The 14,866-nt window shown below is 66.8% G+C and carries 24 protein-coding genes; all 24 read right to left on the bottom strand.

Features of this window, described 5'->3' with window-relative positions; genetic code table 11:
• Positions 1-7: 7 nt before the first annotated feature.
• Positions 8-2,839, bottom strand: coding sequence for a hypothetical protein (locus tag Q4F91_RS03540; RefSeq protein WP_303334615.1), 2,832 nt, complete (start codon positions 2,837-2,839; stop codon positions 8-10).
• Positions 2,826-3,461, bottom strand: coding sequence for a hypothetical protein (locus Q4F91_RS03535; RefSeq protein WP_303334613.1), 636 nt, complete (start codon positions 3,459-3,461; stop codon positions 2,826-2,828). Before Q4F91_RS03535 ends, Q4F91_RS03540 begins: the two co-directional genes overlap by 14 nt.
• Before the next feature lie 66 nt (positions 3,462-3,527).
• Positions 3,528-3,926, bottom strand: a complete 399-nt coding sequence (locus Q4F91_RS03530) for a Bbp16 family capsid cement protein (RefSeq protein WP_303334611.1) — start codon at positions 3,924-3,926, stop codon at positions 3,528-3,530.
• A 17-nt stretch (positions 3,927-3,943) separates the two neighbouring features.
• Positions 3,944-4,927, bottom strand: a complete 984-nt coding sequence (locus tag Q4F91_RS03525; RefSeq protein WP_303334609.1) for a major capsid protein — start codon at positions 4,925-4,927, stop codon at positions 3,944-3,946.
• A 12-nt stretch (positions 4,928-4,939) separates the two neighbouring features.
• Positions 4,940-5,449 carry a hypothetical protein gene (locus Q4F91_RS03520; protein ID WP_303334608.1) on the bottom strand — a complete coding sequence of 170 codons (510 nt, stop codon included), beginning with the start codon at positions 5,447-5,449 and terminating at the stop codon, positions 4,940-4,942.
• Between the two features lie 154 nt (positions 5,450-5,603).
• Positions 5,604-5,951 (bottom strand): hypothetical protein, encoded by a 348-nt coding sequence (locus Q4F91_RS03515; protein ID WP_303334606.1) that lies wholly within the window; start codon positions 5,949-5,951, stop codon positions 5,604-5,606.
• A 33-nt stretch (positions 5,952-5,984) separates the two neighbouring features.
• Positions 5,985-7,649: a portal protein gene (locus tag Q4F91_RS03510; protein ID WP_303334604.1), complete on the bottom strand. Its 1,665-nt coding sequence runs from the start codon at positions 7,647-7,649 to the stop codon at positions 5,985-5,987.
• 3 nt (positions 7,650-7,652) lie between these two features.
• A complete protein-coding gene (locus tag Q4F91_RS03505; RefSeq protein WP_303334602.1) occupies positions 7,653-7,955 on the bottom strand; it encodes a hypothetical protein in 303 nt (100 codons plus the stop codon).
• A gap of 1 nt (position 7,956) precedes the next feature.
• Positions 7,957-8,397, bottom strand: a complete 441-nt coding sequence (locus Q4F91_RS03500) for a GNAT family N-acetyltransferase (RefSeq protein WP_303334600.1) — start codon at positions 8,395-8,397, stop codon at positions 7,957-7,959.
• Between the two features lie 45 nt (positions 8,398-8,442).
• Positions 8,443-9,813 (bottom strand): terminase family protein, encoded by a 1,371-nt coding sequence (locus tag Q4F91_RS03495; RefSeq protein ID WP_303334598.1) that lies wholly within the window; start codon positions 9,811-9,813, stop codon positions 8,443-8,445.
• The gene (locus Q4F91_RS03490) at positions 9,813-10,181 is read right to left on the bottom strand and encodes a hypothetical protein (protein ID WP_303334596.1); all 369 of its coding nucleotides are present in this window, start codon (positions 10,179-10,181) and stop codon (positions 9,813-9,815) included. Before Q4F91_RS03490 ends, Q4F91_RS03495 begins: the two co-directional genes overlap by 1 nt.
• 1 nt (position 10,182) lies before the next feature.
• Positions 10,183-10,509: a hypothetical protein gene (locus Q4F91_RS03485; protein ID WP_303334594.1), complete on the bottom strand. Its 327-nt coding sequence runs from the start codon at positions 10,507-10,509 to the stop codon at positions 10,183-10,185.
• 64 nt (positions 10,510-10,573) lie between these two features.
• Positions 10,574-10,801 (bottom strand): hypothetical protein, encoded by a 228-nt coding sequence (locus tag Q4F91_RS03480; RefSeq protein ID WP_303334592.1) that lies wholly within the window; start codon positions 10,799-10,801, stop codon positions 10,574-10,576.
• A complete protein-coding gene (locus Q4F91_RS03475; protein WP_303334590.1) occupies positions 10,798-11,289 on the bottom strand; it encodes an endonuclease in 492 nt (163 codons plus the stop codon). Before Q4F91_RS03475 ends, Q4F91_RS03480 begins: the two co-directional genes overlap by 4 nt.
• A gap of 172 nt (positions 11,290-11,461) precedes the next feature.
• Positions 11,462-11,899 (bottom strand): hypothetical protein, encoded by a 438-nt coding sequence (locus tag Q4F91_RS03470; RefSeq protein WP_303334588.1) that lies wholly within the window; start codon positions 11,897-11,899, stop codon positions 11,462-11,464.
• A complete protein-coding gene (locus Q4F91_RS03465; RefSeq protein WP_303334586.1) occupies positions 11,892-12,077 on the bottom strand; it encodes a hypothetical protein in 186 nt (61 codons plus the stop codon). Before Q4F91_RS03465 ends, Q4F91_RS03470 begins: the two co-directional genes overlap by 8 nt.
• The gene (locus Q4F91_RS03460) at positions 12,074-12,286 is read right to left on the bottom strand and encodes a hypothetical protein (protein ID WP_303334584.1); all 213 of its coding nucleotides are present in this window, start codon (positions 12,284-12,286) and stop codon (positions 12,074-12,076) included. The genes Q4F91_RS03465 and Q4F91_RS03460 overlap by 4 nt, the downstream gene beginning before the upstream one ends.
• Positions 12,283-12,462 (bottom strand): hypothetical protein, encoded by a 180-nt coding sequence (locus Q4F91_RS03455; protein ID WP_303334582.1) that lies wholly within the window; start codon positions 12,460-12,462, stop codon positions 12,283-12,285. The genes Q4F91_RS03460 and Q4F91_RS03455 overlap by 4 nt, the downstream gene beginning before the upstream one ends.
• Positions 12,463-12,521: 59 nt before the next feature.
• Positions 12,522-12,812: a hypothetical protein gene (locus Q4F91_RS03450; RefSeq protein WP_303334580.1), complete on the bottom strand. Its 291-nt coding sequence runs from the start codon at positions 12,810-12,812 to the stop codon at positions 12,522-12,524.
• Complete coding sequence (locus Q4F91_RS03445; protein ID WP_303334578.1) at positions 12,809-13,009, bottom strand: hypothetical protein; 201 nt, start codon at positions 13,007-13,009, stop codon at positions 12,809-12,811. Before Q4F91_RS03445 ends, Q4F91_RS03450 begins: the two co-directional genes overlap by 4 nt.
• A gap of 9 nt (positions 13,010-13,018) precedes the next feature.
• Positions 13,019-13,237, bottom strand: coding sequence for a hypothetical protein (locus Q4F91_RS03440; RefSeq protein ID WP_303334576.1), 219 nt, complete (start codon positions 13,235-13,237; stop codon positions 13,019-13,021).
• Positions 13,237-13,398: a hypothetical protein gene (locus tag Q4F91_RS03435; RefSeq protein ID WP_303334574.1), complete on the bottom strand. Its 162-nt coding sequence runs from the start codon at positions 13,396-13,398 to the stop codon at positions 13,237-13,239. The genes Q4F91_RS03440 and Q4F91_RS03435 overlap by 1 nt, the downstream gene beginning before the upstream one ends.
• Positions 13,398-14,318 carry an ATP-binding protein gene (locus Q4F91_RS03430; protein WP_303334572.1) on the bottom strand — a complete coding sequence of 307 codons (921 nt, stop codon included), beginning with the start codon at positions 14,316-14,318 and terminating at the stop codon, positions 13,398-13,400. Before Q4F91_RS03430 ends, Q4F91_RS03435 begins: the two co-directional genes overlap by 1 nt.
• Positions 14,319-14,333: 15 nt before the next feature.
• Positions 14,334-14,759, bottom strand: coding sequence for a hypothetical protein (locus tag Q4F91_RS03425; protein WP_303334570.1), 426 nt, complete (start codon positions 14,757-14,759; stop codon positions 14,334-14,336).
• Positions 14,760-14,866 lie beyond the last annotated feature (107 nt).

Below are 14,866 nucleotides of genomic sequence, written 5' to 3'. Positions count from 1 at the left end.
ATGCACGTCAGGAAGCGACCGTCATCGCGATGCTCGAGATCTCGAGCGGCAGCGGGTCGTCCTGCTTGAGGCAGATCTGCCCGCCGTCGGACCAGCGCACAGGCGGCTTGATGCGAATCTCGCCCGTGACGCGCGCCGGGGCCGTGCCGGGCTGCTCGGTCGTGCGCTGCGCGTACTCGGCGAAGCGCTCGGTCTCCGCGTCGTACTTCTTCAGCGTGCTGTCGCTGTAGCCGACCCAGATGCCGCTCGACTCGTAGAGCCTGATCGCGACCTCGCTCACGTTCTTGGGCTCGCCCATGCCGTAGCCCTCCTTCTGCAGCACGGTGGGCAGGCTCTTCACCTCGGTCGTGTAGGGCAAGCCCACGTGCACCACGGAGGCCGGCACCTCGAGCGTGATCGTGCCGTCGGTCACCGTCTGCTGCGGCAGCACCGCGCCGTCGGCGAGGATCGAGACGGTCCTGCCCTCGAGCCACGTGAGCCCGCTCACGGTCGTGGTCTCCGCGCCGCGGTACGTGCCGCCCGAGTCCACGAAGAAGCAGTCCTCGAGGTTCTCGAACTGCCGCGTGCTCAAGCGCTCGACGTAGCGCACGACGCTGTCCTGGATCGTGCGCCGCACAACTGCGTAGAGCGCGGTCTCGTCGTCCTCGGCCACGCAGGCGACCGACTCGAAGGCGCCGTCGGTCTCGTGCCGGTGCCACGCGCCCACCTGCTGCTCGGGCACGTACGTGAGGCCGAGCAGCTGCCCCGAGCTCGAGACGCACCAGATGACGGGGAACGGCGCGCGCATGAAGGCCATGTCGACCACCTGCCGGTAGTCAAAGAGGTGCGGCGCGAGCAGGCACAGGTCGCCCGAGACATAGCCGCCGGCGGAGTCGTTGTAGGCGAACTCGTGCAGGTGTCCGCCCATGCTGTCGCAGTAGATGAGCGCCGAGTTGATCGTGACGGGCTGCACGTCGTTGCTGCCGATGTACGACTGCGGACGCGCGCTGATCGAGTCCGGCGTGATCGCGTCGGAGTTGAGCGGGCTGATGCGGAGCTCGCTGTCGCCGGTGAGCACCATCAGGTGCGCGAGCGCGGCGAGGTGGCGGATCTTCGAGAACGTCCTCGCGGAGATCTGCGCCTCAAGGCGGTCGTCGTCGACGCTCGGCAGCGAGTAGCTGAGGTCGTCCTCGGTGCCCGTGCGCGTGGCCCAGAGCTTCGTGGGCAGGTTGGGCGTGCCGCCGAACCAGCGGCGCTGCTCGAAGTAGGTCACGGCCGAGGGGTAGTCGCCCGTCGACGAGACGACCGCGGTGAAGCTCGCGCCCGAGCCGACGCCCAGCGGATCCGTGACGGTGATCGTCGGCGAGGAGTAGCCCGAGCCGCCGGTGAGCACGTTGACCGCGGTGATGACGCCGTCGGTGACCACGGCCTCGAGGGTCGCGCCCGAGCCGCTCGAGGAGAGCTCCTCGACGTTAAAGACCGGCGAGACGTCCTGCGTGTTGAGCGAAGCGGTGCCGGTGCCCGAGGCCGAGGAAATGCTGCCGCGGCGGGTCGTCGTGCAGGTGTAGGTGACCTTGAGCTTGGGCGTGATGTAGCCGTGGCCGGGGTTCTTGATCGTGAACCCTGTAAGCGTTGCAATGTTCTTGTAGTAGTAAACCGTGCGGTAGTCGCGCGAGTCCGCGCTCTGCCCGCCGGCGTTCCAGCGATCGTAGCTCGTGCCTGTCGTGTACTCGATGACGGGCTCGACCACGGCGCCCGATCCCTGCCCCTGCTCGTCGTAGACCTCGAGCGTGAAGGTCGGGTACGTCGACGGATAGCTCCCCGAGCTCTGCAGCGCGTGTGTGGCCACGCTCAAGTACTTTGTCGATGACGATCCTGTCAGCGAGCTCACGACGCTCTCGAAGACGTTGCTGCTGCTCGAGGTAAGGCCGAGCGAGCCGTACGTGGTCGCGCTCGGCGTGGCTGCGATGCCCTTCTTGAAGCTCGAGTAACCCGTGCCGCCTGAGTTGATGGTGACCGACTCAATGCCGCCCGAGGCCGTGAAGGCGGTGCCGAAGCGCCGCGGCGTGATGCTCAGGTCGGCGTCGATGTCATCGTCGATCAGGTACGTGTCCTCGGTGTCGCCGATGCAGCCGTAGAGGCCGCCCTGGTACTTGTAGACGCGATAGAACTCCGCGCCGCTGACGGCGTTCCAGGACACGCGCACGGTCGTGCCGGTCGCGTAGAGGTTGGCCACCACCTCGACCGCGTCGGAGGGCTTGCTCTCGTAGAGCTTGTCGCTCGAGAGCGCGGCGACCTTGTACTTGAAGGTGTACTTCTCGGCGTTGCTGTCGCTCTCGGCCGCGGTCGCGCGCACGGCGGTGACGCCCGTGGGCGTGCTGAGCTTCGGGTCGAAGCTCACCTCGGCCACGCGCCAGTCCTGCGCGGAGTAGCGCCTGAGCTCGGTCGGCGGGTAGTAGTGGTGCACGATCGTCATCACGTCGCCGCTCTGCACGTAGTGGAGCTCGAAGAGGTGCTCGGCGGCCCACGGCGTCGCGATCTCGTAGGGCGCCGTGCCGGCGGCGTTCATCAGCGTCTGGCCGTCGGTGTGAAAGCGCGCGTACTTGTCGCCGAGCTCGATCACCATCGTCTGGCTCTCGCTGAACGTGAACGGGATCAGCCTCGTCGCCTTGCCGGGGTACTTGCAGGCGTTGACGTACGCAAAGCCGGGACGGTTCTGCACGGGCCCCTGCGGCAGGATGAAGGCGTTCAGGCACTCCTCGAGGCCGGTCTGGTACGTGGTGTGGTCGATGCGCCCGTGCATGCGGGGCGAGATCTCGCCGCCTGTGAAGCTGCGCTGGATCACCTTAGAAGTAGTCATGCTGCCCCCTGTCCCAGTAGTCGCCGAGGAAGTCCTCGCGGCGGCCCTCGTGCAGCCGCAGCTGCCGCGCGTCGTTGGCCATCGCGCGCTGCACCGTCGCCTCGTAGATCTCGCGCATGCTCTGCGAGACCTGCACGCCGGTCGCGCCGGGCATCACGGGGCCGGCGAGGTGCGAGGCCAGGAGCCACGCGAGCGCGTCGACGAAATCGCTCGGAAAGAGCGAGGCCGGCGTCTTGGCCGACGTGTAGCGGATCCAGCACGTATCGTGCTTCCACACGAGGCAGGCGCGGGAGTCCTGCTGCTCGATCGTCCACAGCGTGCGCATGAAGTGCTCGGTGAGCCCCTCGTCGTCGACGTGCGCCTCGAGCACGGTCACGCAGTCGCTCGGCAGCGGGAAGGCATAGCCGCCGCCCACGGGCTCCGCGGCGAGCCTCGCGAGCGTCTGCCGCTTGATGGCGAAGCGCCACGGGTAGGCGCCGAGGATCTGGGAGAGCGCGAGCGGGTAGAAGCGCGCGCAGTGCTCGGCCTGCATGCCGCCGTCGGCCGGGCTGATGCTTGTGACGTTGGCCTCGTCGCCCAGGCGCGCGAGAGCCAGGTTGCAGATGTCGACATCAGATGCCATGGTTTCCTCCTACGAAAACGGGGGCCGAAGCCCCCGAGATGTGGATCACCTCCTTGCGGTTGGTGATTAAGCGCCGTTCGCAGAAGCCGCGAAGTCGCCGATGCGCTTCCTCGTCTGCGCGCCGAGCGTGACGCCGGCGTGGACCGTGCCCGTCATGCTCGTGCCCGTGTAGGCGAGGCGGAGCTTGCCGAAGACGTCAGGCGGGATGTCGAGCACGATCTGGTCGCCGGCCGCGCCGGTCTCGACCGAGCCCGAGGCGACAGCGCGCCACGTCGAGCCGTCCTCGGAGCACTGAAGCTCGGCCTTGAGGTCGGAGGCCGTCGCGGTGAGCACGGACACGACCACATAGGCATGGTCTGCGACCGCGATGCCGGCGCCGGCGAGGTCGAGCGTGTTCGTCGAGTAGGCGGACGAGCCCGACAGCGCCTGACCGTCGGAGAACTCAGAAAGGGTGTCAAGCAGCATTTTTGTTTCTCCTTGAATTAGTCAGCGGTGACCTGATCCTCGTTGATCGAGATCGAGTCGCAGACGACGATCGGGATGCCGAAGAAGGAGGTCTTGAACTGATCAGCGGCCTCGGTGATCTTGAGGCACTGATAGCTCTTCGAGAGCGCGGCGAGCTCGAGGATCGTCATGATCTCGCGGCGCACGTAGAGCTTGGTGCGGCCCACGTACTTGGCGAGGATCTCGTTCTTGGCCTTGATCATGGCGGCGATGAGCGCGTCGCCGTCGACGTTGTTGATGTCGACGTTGCAGACGCGCGCGCAGCCGCGCCAGTCGTCGAGCGTCGTGCCGATGCCCCACTTGAAGTGCGTGCGGTACGCCTCGAACATCGAGCCGTCGTCCTTGGTGATCGTGACCTGGCCCTTGTCCGTCTTGCTGAGGCCGCCCGTCGACCCCTTCGGGTAGAGGCCGTGGAAGACCGAGTGCGAGATGAAGTAGAGCGAGGTGAGGTCGCTCGTGCCGCCCATGCTCTTCACCATGCGCGCGCACGGCGTGTCGGTGTTGAGCGTGTTGTAGCGCGGCGCGATGCCGGTGAAGCGCTCCGGGTTCACGGTGACGTCGCCGTAGAAGATCGTCTCGGCCATGGTCTGACCCATCGCCTCGATGAAGGGACGCTCCTCGGAGAAGCGCCAGGCGGACGTGTTGCCGTTGAGGTCCGCGAGGTCCTTGTCGACCTCGGAGTACGCCTCGAGGTTGCCGCAGACGTCCGTGACCTGTGCGGTCTGGGACTTGCTCGGGAGCACGCCGCCGTAGAGCTTGCGCCACGTCGGAGTCGGCAGGCCCGTGCGGATGGTGTGCACGTGACGCTGGTCGGAGTTGCACTGAATGAAGCCGATGTCGCGAAGAATCGGCAGGTCTTCGTTGAGCACCTCAGCGATCGGCGCGATCTTGCCGTCGCCGTCAAGGCGGGAGACAACATCGAGCAGGGTCGGATGAGTCGTGCTGGTCGGATTGGTTGCCATAGGAAACCCCCTTTAGTCGTTCATCTGAGAGTTGTTGTAGTAGCCGGCGAGGGACTTCCGAGAACCACCGCCGCGATCGCCTCGCACAATCGCGTCGTCCGACACAGCGTCGGAAATCTTCTTGAACATTCGGATGACGCCGGGGTGGCAGTTGAGGCCGGTCGCCTTGAGGAGCGCGATGGTCTCCGAGTCGGCGAACTGCCCCAGCGCCTTGCCGGCGGCCTGCTTGGTCGCGGCCCAGTTGGCGCCGCCCATCTCCGGGTCGGCCTTGGCGCGCTTGATGAAGTCCACCTTGGCGGCCTGAAGCTGCTGTTGCTGCCTCTGCGCGAGCACCGGGGTCATCTTCTCGAGGATCCCGGCGAAGGCTTTCTGCGTGAGTCCGTGCTCCTTGCACACCTTGCCGAGCTCGCCGGCGGTGACCTCGTCGAGCTTCATGCCCTCGGGCAGCTTGATGCCTTCGGTCGAGTAGCTCTCGGGGGATGCCGGGCTCTCATCGGCATCCCCCTCGGGCTGGCCCTCCACAGGCGCATCTATCCCGTCCGCGTCGTCCGCTTCTGCCTGTGCGGGGTCCGCTCCCTCGGCAGGGTCCGCGCCGGCACCTTCAGCAGGCGCAGGCGCTGCAGCCGGGGCCGCAGGCGTTTCAGCAGCAGGCGCAGGCGAAGCGGCAGGCGTCGGGTCACTTGCCGGCTCCGTCGACGTCGAGGCGGGTGTTTCTTCGGTCATCTCGTTCTTGCTCCATGAGTCGGACGAGCTCCGGGCTCAGCGCGCGGAGTCTCGTCAGGATGTCGAGGCCCACGTCGCGCCGGCCTGACTGCCACGCCATGCGCAGCGCGTCGAAGGCCGTGACGCTCACGTCCTGCGCGGTGAGGGAGAGCATCCAGGCGAGCGCCTCGCGGCCGCTCTTCGTGCCGAGGACTGAGAGGAGCGCGGTGTCAAGCCGCTTCTCCGCCTCCTCGGCCGCCTTCTTCTCCTTCTCCTCGCGCTCGACGCGCTCTTCGTAGGTCTCGAAGTTGTTGTCCGTCATGCTTTCACCTCATTCGCGATCTATATGCACGCATCAGATCGCGCCGCCCGTGCCGAGGTTGCTCATCACCTCCTGCATGCTCGGGGAGTCGCTCGCGGCGGCCATGTCCTTGATCGCGCTCGCGCCCTGTTGCAGCTGCTCCATCTGCTGCGCCTGCGCCTGCTGATCCGCACGCTGCCGGCGGATGAGCGCGACCTGATCGCCGGCGACGATCATCGAAGGCGGCACGCCGTACATGTCGGCGAGCTCGTCGATGGTCGTGTCGACGTCGAGCTTGTCCAGGGCGTTGGGGTTCAGCTGCGCGAGCATGCCGATCTGCTGCGTGAGGCGCACGATGCTGTTCACGTTGGCGCTGTTCTGCTGCGCGGCGAGCACGCTGATGTACTCGACCGAGAGCTCGCGCTCGGCGAGCTCGGGCGGCACCTCGGGGATGTCGCCGGTCTCGACCATGCGCGTGAAGGTCTGCGTGACGAGCGGGTCGAGCATCTCGGTGTGCAGGCGCTCAAGCACGGGGCCGAGCATCAGCACCTTCTCCTGCTCGAGGGCCTGCACCTCGGTCGCGGTGCGGTCGCCCTGCGCGGTCGTGCCGGCGATCATCTGGAAGAGGTTCGCGTAGAAGATCTTCTGGATCTGCGCGGTGCTTGCGGCGAGCAGCGTGAGCAGGCCCTGCATGTCGAGGTTGGCCTCCCACGCCGTGCGGATGGCCTGCGACTCGCCCGCGGCGACAGGGATGCGGCCGCCCGGCCTGAACTGCGAGAGGTAGCCCGAGGCGGAGGCCGGGTACTGCACGGGCGGGTTGCTCATGAGGTCGGCGATGTGCGCGAGGCGCGCCTCGATGCGCTGCAGGCTCTTCGCCGCGGAGAGCGCCTTGGCGCCCGGCCCGCGGCCGTAGACGGATCCGCCGGCGGTGAACCACCGCGGACAGAGCGCGGGGAAGTCATCGAAGCCGGACTCGTTCAAGACGGGCGCGTCGTCGGCGCCGTTCTCCTCGAAGTAGACCGACCTCCACTGCTTGTTCAAGTTGTCGCGCTTCATCTCGTCGCGCTCGAGGCGCGGCTCGATCGCGTGGATGATGCCGATCTTGGTCCACGGGTCTGCCTCGTACGCGGTGCGCACCATGGGCGAGACCTTCTCCCATCCCCAGCGCTGAATGACCTGCTTGGCCGTGATCTCAAAGCGCCTGTAAAGCGTGTCGATGCGGCCGAACTCGTCGTCAGCGAGCCAGTACTCGCCGATCGTGAGGTTCTGCAGCGCGATCAGGTCCTCGGGGTGCGCGCGCACGAGCGTGCACGCCGTGCCGAAGACCGGAAGCTCGAGGTAGCTCTGGTGCAATTGGTTGTAGACCTCGGCCTTGGCGAAGATCATCATCATGCGCACGCGCACGGCCTCGAGCCACTGCTTGACGGCGGGGCTCTCGTCCAGGGTCGCGTCGTTCGTGGTGAGGCGCAGCCAGGGGCGCGAGGGTGAGCTCACGCCGCCGAGCAGGCCCGCGGCGAGCATGTCCGCGCAGCTGGTCGCCTCGGCATTCATGATCTTCCTGAAGCGCTTGCCGCCCTCGCGGACGTCCTCGCCCGAGAAGGCGCCGGCGTCCGGCAGGATGAAGTCGCGGATGTCCTGCCACTGCGGCTCCCACGTCGTGCGGTCGAACTTGAGCGCCTCGAACCTGCGGCGGATCTCCTTGGGCTGTGCGCGCGGCATGGCTTAGAGCCCCAGCAGGGTGTTGCCGCCGCCAAGCTGCGACTGCTGCGTGCGCGAGCCCGTGCCGCCCGTGAGCGAGGTCGCGCCGAGACCGCCCGCGGTGTTGCTCTCGAGGATGCCCTCGATGTCCGGCGACTTGCTCTCGGCCTTGTTGCGGGCCTGCTCCTCGTCCTGCGCGGCCTGCTTCTGCAGCGCCAGCTGCTCCTGCGCGAGGTTGTACTCACGCTTGCTCTGTCGGTTGTCCTGGTAGTCCTGCCACAGGCCGATGACGCCGCCCGTGATCGCGCCCAAGATGCTGCTGCCCATATCAAAGCTCCCTTTGGTAAGTGATCTGGCGAGATACGGAGCACCGGCGCGCGAGCGCGCGGTCGAGCGGCGAGCCCGCCGGCACGGCCCACTGAAAGGCCACGGCGCGGCGGCTCCTGGCTTCGCGCTCGGCACGAACGAACAGCTGCCCGCCGACGCCCAGGGCGCGCGCGGACGGCGTGACGTAGATCGTGTCGTTGGTCGCGAAGAGCCTGTCCACGGCATGCGGATGCGGCGATATGATGACTAGCGCGTACCCAACAGGGAGGCCATCTGCGTCGCGCGCGATGAGGCCGAAGCTCAGGCCAATGGCGTCGAGGTCCCGGTACATGCGCCAGGCGGGCCGGAGCTCGCCCGGCATGCCGGTCTCGGCGTGGTTCTCGTCGATGAGCGCAGTGCAGTCGTTGAGCGCCTGCAGGAGCGTGGTGGTCTCGTATCTCATGCGGGCGATGGTCGCGCCCAAGGTGGCGCGGTATATGCACGCTCGTCAGCGCTGGCCCCACTCGACCTCGAAGGCGGCCATCGGGTCGTAGTTGCTGCCGTCGTCGCCGTGGATCTGCCGCTCGAAGCGCGGCTCGAGGCGCGGCCGCACGGGAGCGGCGAAGGTGAGCGCGAGCGCGTCCGCACGGTCGGGCGAGCGGCCGATGCGCTCCTTGATCTTGTCCTTGGCCTCGAGGATGCGCAGGCCCCGCTGGGTGAAGCCGTAGGTCGGCGCGGAGAGGTCGGCCTGCAGCGCCGGGTCGGGCGGGATCGCGGCCCCGCTCTCGAGCCATTTGCGCATCTCGTCCCACATCTCCATGCGGCGGTTGGCGTAGACGGTCTTGCGGTTCGCGGCGCCGCCGAAGGGCACCTCGACCACGTCGATGCGCAGCTGCCGCAGGCGGTCGATGACGCCGGCACCCTCGCCGGCATCCACGAAGACCGCGTCGGGCCTGAAGCTCGCGATCTCGATCGCCACGCGGTCGGCAACTTCCATGTTGTCCTTGCCGCGGATGATGATCGGCTCGAAGGCCACGAGCCCCTGGCGCTTGAAGATGACCGAGTTGTCCGAGCCGAAGCGCGCGACGTCGACGCCCATCACGCGCGGGGCGTGCATGTATGTGGTCGCGTCGATCTGCCTGCCGGCGGCCGCGCGCACGACGTCGATGCTGATCAAGGCGTCGTCGGCCGCGGCGTTGAAGTCACAGAGGAACTCCTGCCGGAACTCGCTCTCGCTCATCTCCTCCTTCAGGCTCGCGATCTCCTTCGCGTCCAGGGCGTTGGTCTGCTCGATCGAGTAGAGCATGGCCTTCCACTCGGGCTTCGACTCGGGGTCATCCGGGTCCGCGGGCTTGTCCTGCAGCCTGAGCGCGCGGTCGTAGAGGTCGCTGAAGAGGTTCACGCCCTTCGGCGTGCCGATGAAGGTCGCCCAGCCCTTGCGGTCCGCGAGCGCCGGGCGGATGATCTCGCCCCACACCTCGGGCTTCATCTGCGCGACCTCGTCGAGGATCGCGCCGTCGAAGTAGAGGCCGCGCAGCGCGTCCGGGTTGTCCGCGCCGAAGATGCGGATGCGCGCGTTGTTCGGCAGCGTGATCTCGAGGTCGGTCTCGTTGATGCTCCGCCCCGGCACGACCGAGGTGTAGTGCTTGAGGTACGACCACGCGATCTGCTTCGCCTGCACGCGGAACGGCGCCACATAGCCGAAGCGCGGCTCGCGCCTGCGGGACTTCAGCGCCATCTTGATCAAGTGGTTGACCGCGAGCACGGTCTTGCCCATGCGGCGGTGCGCCACGAGCACGACGAAGCGGTGCCGCTCGAGCTCCTTGTGGATCACGTCCTGCGGGTACCGCGGCGTGTAGGGGATGACGATCCTCGGCATCACTCCTCCTCCTTGATCTCGCCGGGCTCGGCCCAGCTGATTTCGATCCCGCCCGAATGCTCCTCGCGGCGCTCCTCGACGGGCTTCTCGCCCGCGGTGTCGCGCAGTGCGATGAACGCACGCACATCGCCGGCCATGGCGGTGTTGAACATCGCGTCGACGAGCACCTCGCGGTTGGTCTTGGTCGGGTCGTCGATGTTGGTCGAGTCCAGGAACTCCTGGATGACCTCCCTGAACTGCTTGCGCTCCCTGAACTTCCGCGCGCTCGCAAGCCCGCCACGGCGGCCGTATTCTCGAGCTTGTTCCGAGGTCGGAACTCGCAAGTACTGCGGGTTGCCTCGGCGCTTCGTCTTCTTCTCCTCTGCCATCTCAGAACCTCTTCTTCCTTCTCTTCCACGTCACCGGCGTCGTGCACCGCATGCGGCCGTGCAGGATCGCCCACACGGTGCTCTTCGGCATCTCCACCTTCAGGCAGATGTCGGCGAGCCTGAAGCCCGCGTCGGCGAGCATGAACACCTCCTCGACCTCCTCGTCGGTGTACTTCGCGCGGTGGTGGTACTGCCCCAGCGGGACCGACTTGAGCCCGACGGGGACCATCTCCGTGCCGAAGTTGTCGGCGATCCGCCCCGGCGTCCGCTTCGCCGCGCGCTGCCGGCGATCCTCGGCGAGACGCTCGAGCCGCAGGCACAGGCGCACGATCGACGGCGCGCGCAGGTTGCACGGCCTGAGCGGCGCCTCGAGCCCCGGGAAGAGCGAGTCCTCATCGCCTGAAGCACTCGGGCCACAGGCGCCGCACTTCCTTGATCGCCTCGCTGACGACGAGGAGCCGCGCGATGCTGCCCTCTGGGTATGTGCGGGCCCGGCCGGCTGCGACGACGAGCATTGCATGGCACCGGGGCGGGTATACGCACACGGCAACGCCGAGGGGCTCGCGCTCCCCGGCGGCGTCAGTGTTTTCGAGCTTTCCTTCTTCTTCATCCTTCCTCATGCCTGCTCCCAGTCGAGCACGATGACGAGCCGCCCGGGCTTCTCCGGCGGGTGCCACTCCTGCTCCCTGAAGTGAAAGGTGTGGTCATCCACGCCGAGCGCCTGGGCGATCCCGTCGAAGTGAGCCTTGAGCGTCGCGAGCAGGTTGTCCTCGTCGCGGTAGCGCATCGTCGGCGGCGTGCAGACGAGCGTGATGTTCATCCGCCCGTCGCCGGCGAGGCGCACGCGCTCATGGCCCGAGGCCCGGGCCTTCGTGAGCAGGCATGCCGCATGCTTCTGCTTCTTGAAGACCCGCGCCTTGGCGAAGCGCTCGAGCCGCGCGTTGGGCGAGAGCTCCTTCGGCGGCCACGGAAACTCGAGCGTCAGCGTGCGGTGCGTGCCTTCCTGAGGCTCGCCATCAAAGAGCGAAAGCCCTCCTGCAGTCTCGCCGCGAGCGCCTCGCGCGCCTCGATCTTGGCCGGATCGTTCACCGGCGCGAAGTGCGGGCACGGCGCCCTCGAGTCGATCGGCCTGAAGCACTTCCAGGTCTGCCCCTTCGGCTTCAGGCTGCAGTAGACGAGCCCGCGAGCGAGCATGCCCTGCTGGCCCACGTGAAGCTCCCGCGGATCTCCCTTTTGCAGGCGCGCGAGCGGTGCGAGGTGCTGGCACTCGAGACATCTGCTCATCCCTCCTGATCCTCGTCGGGCAGGCCGTTGATGCGGCGGATCGTGCGCTTGAGCTTGTACTCGCGCTGCGTGAGCACGACCGACCTGATGCCGGGGTCGAGCATCATCTGCTCGATCATGATCAGCACGTCGGCGATCTCGCCGGTCCAGGCCATGTAGTCGTCGACGGCCTCCTGGTTGAGCTCGTCCTCGGGGCGGTCCGAGCCGATGCGGGTCTCGGTGTGCATCATCATGCGCGAGGTCGCGCGCGTGAGCTCGCCGCACTCCTCGATCAGCTGGAAGCGCTGCAGGTGGCCGCCGTAGTGCTTGAAGATCTTGCGCAGGCGCGGGTCCTCGAGGAGGATCGCGGTCGGCTGCGGGCCGAAGTTGGGCTTGGCGCCGAGGTGTCCGTTGATCTTGGGGATGTCCGCGCGGACGGGCTTGATGTCAGTCATGGATGATCTCCTGGATGATGAGGCAGAAAACGTAGAGGTCGGCGATGAGGAAGCCAACGGCGAAGAGCCCGGCGACGAGAGTCACCGTTTCGTCGAAGGATTTGCGAAAGAGCTCCTTCGAGAGGTCGAAGCATCCATACAGCACGACGAGGAGCACGATGAGCCAGAACAGAGTCACTTGGTTTCCTCCTTGGGTTTGTTGGTAATGAGATCCGTGCAGAGCTTCGTGAGCTTCTGGGCGTCGGGGTCCTCGCGCTCGTAGGCGATGCGCAGGATCTTGAAGAGCTCGCCCAGCGCTTCGATGCGCTTCATCCTCTCGGCGTGCGAGAGCCACATGCCGAGCGCGAGCAGGAAAGCGATGAGGCAAGCGCAGACAAAGAACGTCATAGGCACCTCAGCGCGAGGTCGATGAAGAAGCAGCACACCACGCAGCACACGACCTGCAGGGCGCACCACACAGGGAACTCGCGCCACGGGCGGACGGTCATCAGCAGCAGCGAGCCGAGGATGCCGGCGAAGCTCAGGAGCGAGCAGAGGATGTAGGCGGCGGCGTGCTCAGTCATCGTCGATCTCCTCGATGCGGCGCATGACGAGGAGCGCCAGGTAGCAGATGAGAAGGGACTCAAGCATGCCGGTCCTCCTCGCGAACCTCCGGGTAAAACTTCGCGACGATGTCGCGCTCGATCTTCCTCTCGAGCTCCTCGGCCTCGCGATCCTTGCGGGCCTTGTGGTGCACGTACGCGACCCCCGCGAAGCAACACGCCATGACGACCACCGCGAGCGCGAGGAGACGCTCGAGCAGATCGAGCCGCGTGACGAACAGGCCGAGCAACCAACCGACGAGCACCGAGCCGCCGCACAGCGCGGCCGAGAACCTGAGGTCAGGCCACCAGTCGTTGAACAGATCCCTCATGACCACCCCCTGAGCATCAGGCCGATCTCGAAGATGAGCCACACAGGAATGCCGAAGAGCAGGAGCCCCACGCCGATGTGCTCATATTCGAGCGTGTAGCGGAAGAGGACCGTCATCGCGTAGTTGAGGCCGAAGGCCGCGACCAGCCCGAGCGCGAAGACGACAAGCACGAGGCACATGACAGCACCGAAATTCATCTCAGCACCTCACCCGATCCCATGCTTTTCCATGAAGTCCGCGACCTCGAGCAGGTGCTCGTAGCGCCGGCGAGCGAGGTCACGGAGCTCGGCCGCGTCGCCCGGCTGGGAGCGGCGGGCCTCAACGATGTAGTCGAAGCCGCGGCCCGAGAGGTCATCGGAGTACTGCTGGTTGTAGAGGTGCACAAGCTCCTCGCGCGGATCCAAAGTTGTCTTGCTGGTTTCCATCACCGCACCTCCTTGAGCGCGTCGCCGTCGAGCGGGCGATGCTCCTCGAGCATGAGTTGCACCTCCCAAAGCTGCTGCCGCATGTCGCGGATCGCCAGCGACTGAAAGACGCTCGCGACGGCGAGGAAGATGAGCGCCAGGCAAATGAAGATTTCAGCCATCACTGCACCTCCTCGAGAAGCGCGTCCACGCTCGCGAAGCGCTTGCGGTGGCTCTGGCCGTCGAAGCGCAGGAAGATCGAGCGATGCTGCACGCGGTCCCACAGGCGCTCGCCGAGCATCTGGCGCACGGTCGGCTCGTCGGATCCGCCGCGCACATCGGGCTGCACGTTGGTGATGAAGATCGTGGGCAGGTGGTTCGTGATGCGCGTGTCGATGAGCGGGTAGAGGATCGACTCCTCGTACTTGCTGCCGGTCTGCACGCCGACCTCGTCGAGCACGAGCAGGCTTGCTTCCATGAACGGGCGGAGCGGCTCCTCGCCGAAGGGCGCGGCCTTCACCGCGGCGATGACCTGCCACAGCAGCGCGTATGCGCAGTCCACCTCAGGCATGAGCGCCTGAAGGATCGCGCAGGCGATGTGGCTCTTGCCGGTCCCCGAGGGGCCGTAGAGGAAGAGCCCGTTGCCGGTCTCGCGGAGCTTCGCGAAGTTGCGCACGTAGAGCAGCGCCTGGCGCACGTTGTCGCCGTTGCGCGCGGTCGTGACCTCGAAGTCGTCGAAGCCCTTGCCCTGGTACTCGAGCGGGATCGCCGCGTCGTGCAGCGCCTTGTCGAGCATGGCCTGCCGGCGCTCGGCCGCGACGCGCTCCTCGCGCGCCCTCTCCTCGGCCTCGAGCCGAGCCTGCCTGGCTTCGATCTCCTCGCGGTGCTCCTCGTAGTAGCGGTCCCGCTCCTCCTGCGCGCACTTCGGGCAGCGATCCTTCCCCGGCGGGTAGATCGCCTCGCCCTTGAGCGCGATCGCGGTGAAGGTGTAGCGGCCGTGCGTGGCGCACTCGGCGGCGATCTCGACGGTGCAGCCGCTCGGCACTGCGGTCGCCATGCGGTTGCGCCGTGCGCCGCCGGTTCCAAGAAATGGTGTGGTCATAGTTGAGAGCTCCTGTTAAAAATCATCCGTGTAGTGCTGCATGTCCTCTTTCTGCATCGGTCTGTTCCGCGGAGGAGGCGCCGCCGCGGGCCTGCGGTTCTTGCCCCAGTCCACCTCGTTGCGGCACCAGGTGCGCCACGCCGCGAGCCAGTCCTTGAAGGTCTTTCCGTTCCCGCGGGCGTGGTCGCAGAACTTGTCGAACACCCTCTGCACGTCGCCGGTGCCGAGCCCGATCTTCTCCGCGGCTGCGCGGTAGTCATCAGGCACCTGCGCGCCGAACTCGAACGGGCACGCGCTCGCGCGCTTCGGCGTCGAGCCCCTGTCCCGCGGCTTGGTCTTCGGCGTCTCGTAGATCGGCGCGGCGGTCGCGGCCTCGGCCTCGGCGAAGAGTCCGTCGAAGGGAGGCTCGTCGGGCGGGAGGTCCGCGGGAGCGGCAAACACCTCTGAGAGATTCCTTTCCCGATTACCTTTCTGATTAGTTACTGATTCGGGTAACGATTTCGTAAGGGGTGGGGTCACGGTTTCAGCAGGGGTGGGGTTACGGTTTC

It is taken from the genome of Sutterella sp. (genome assembly GCF_030539355.1).
Classification (GTDB): domain Bacteria; phylum Pseudomonadota; class Gammaproteobacteria; order Burkholderiales; family Burkholderiaceae_F; genus Sutterella.
The sequence above is the reverse complement of the archived record's forward strand: the minus strand, read 5'-3'. Positions and strand labels throughout refer to the sequence as shown.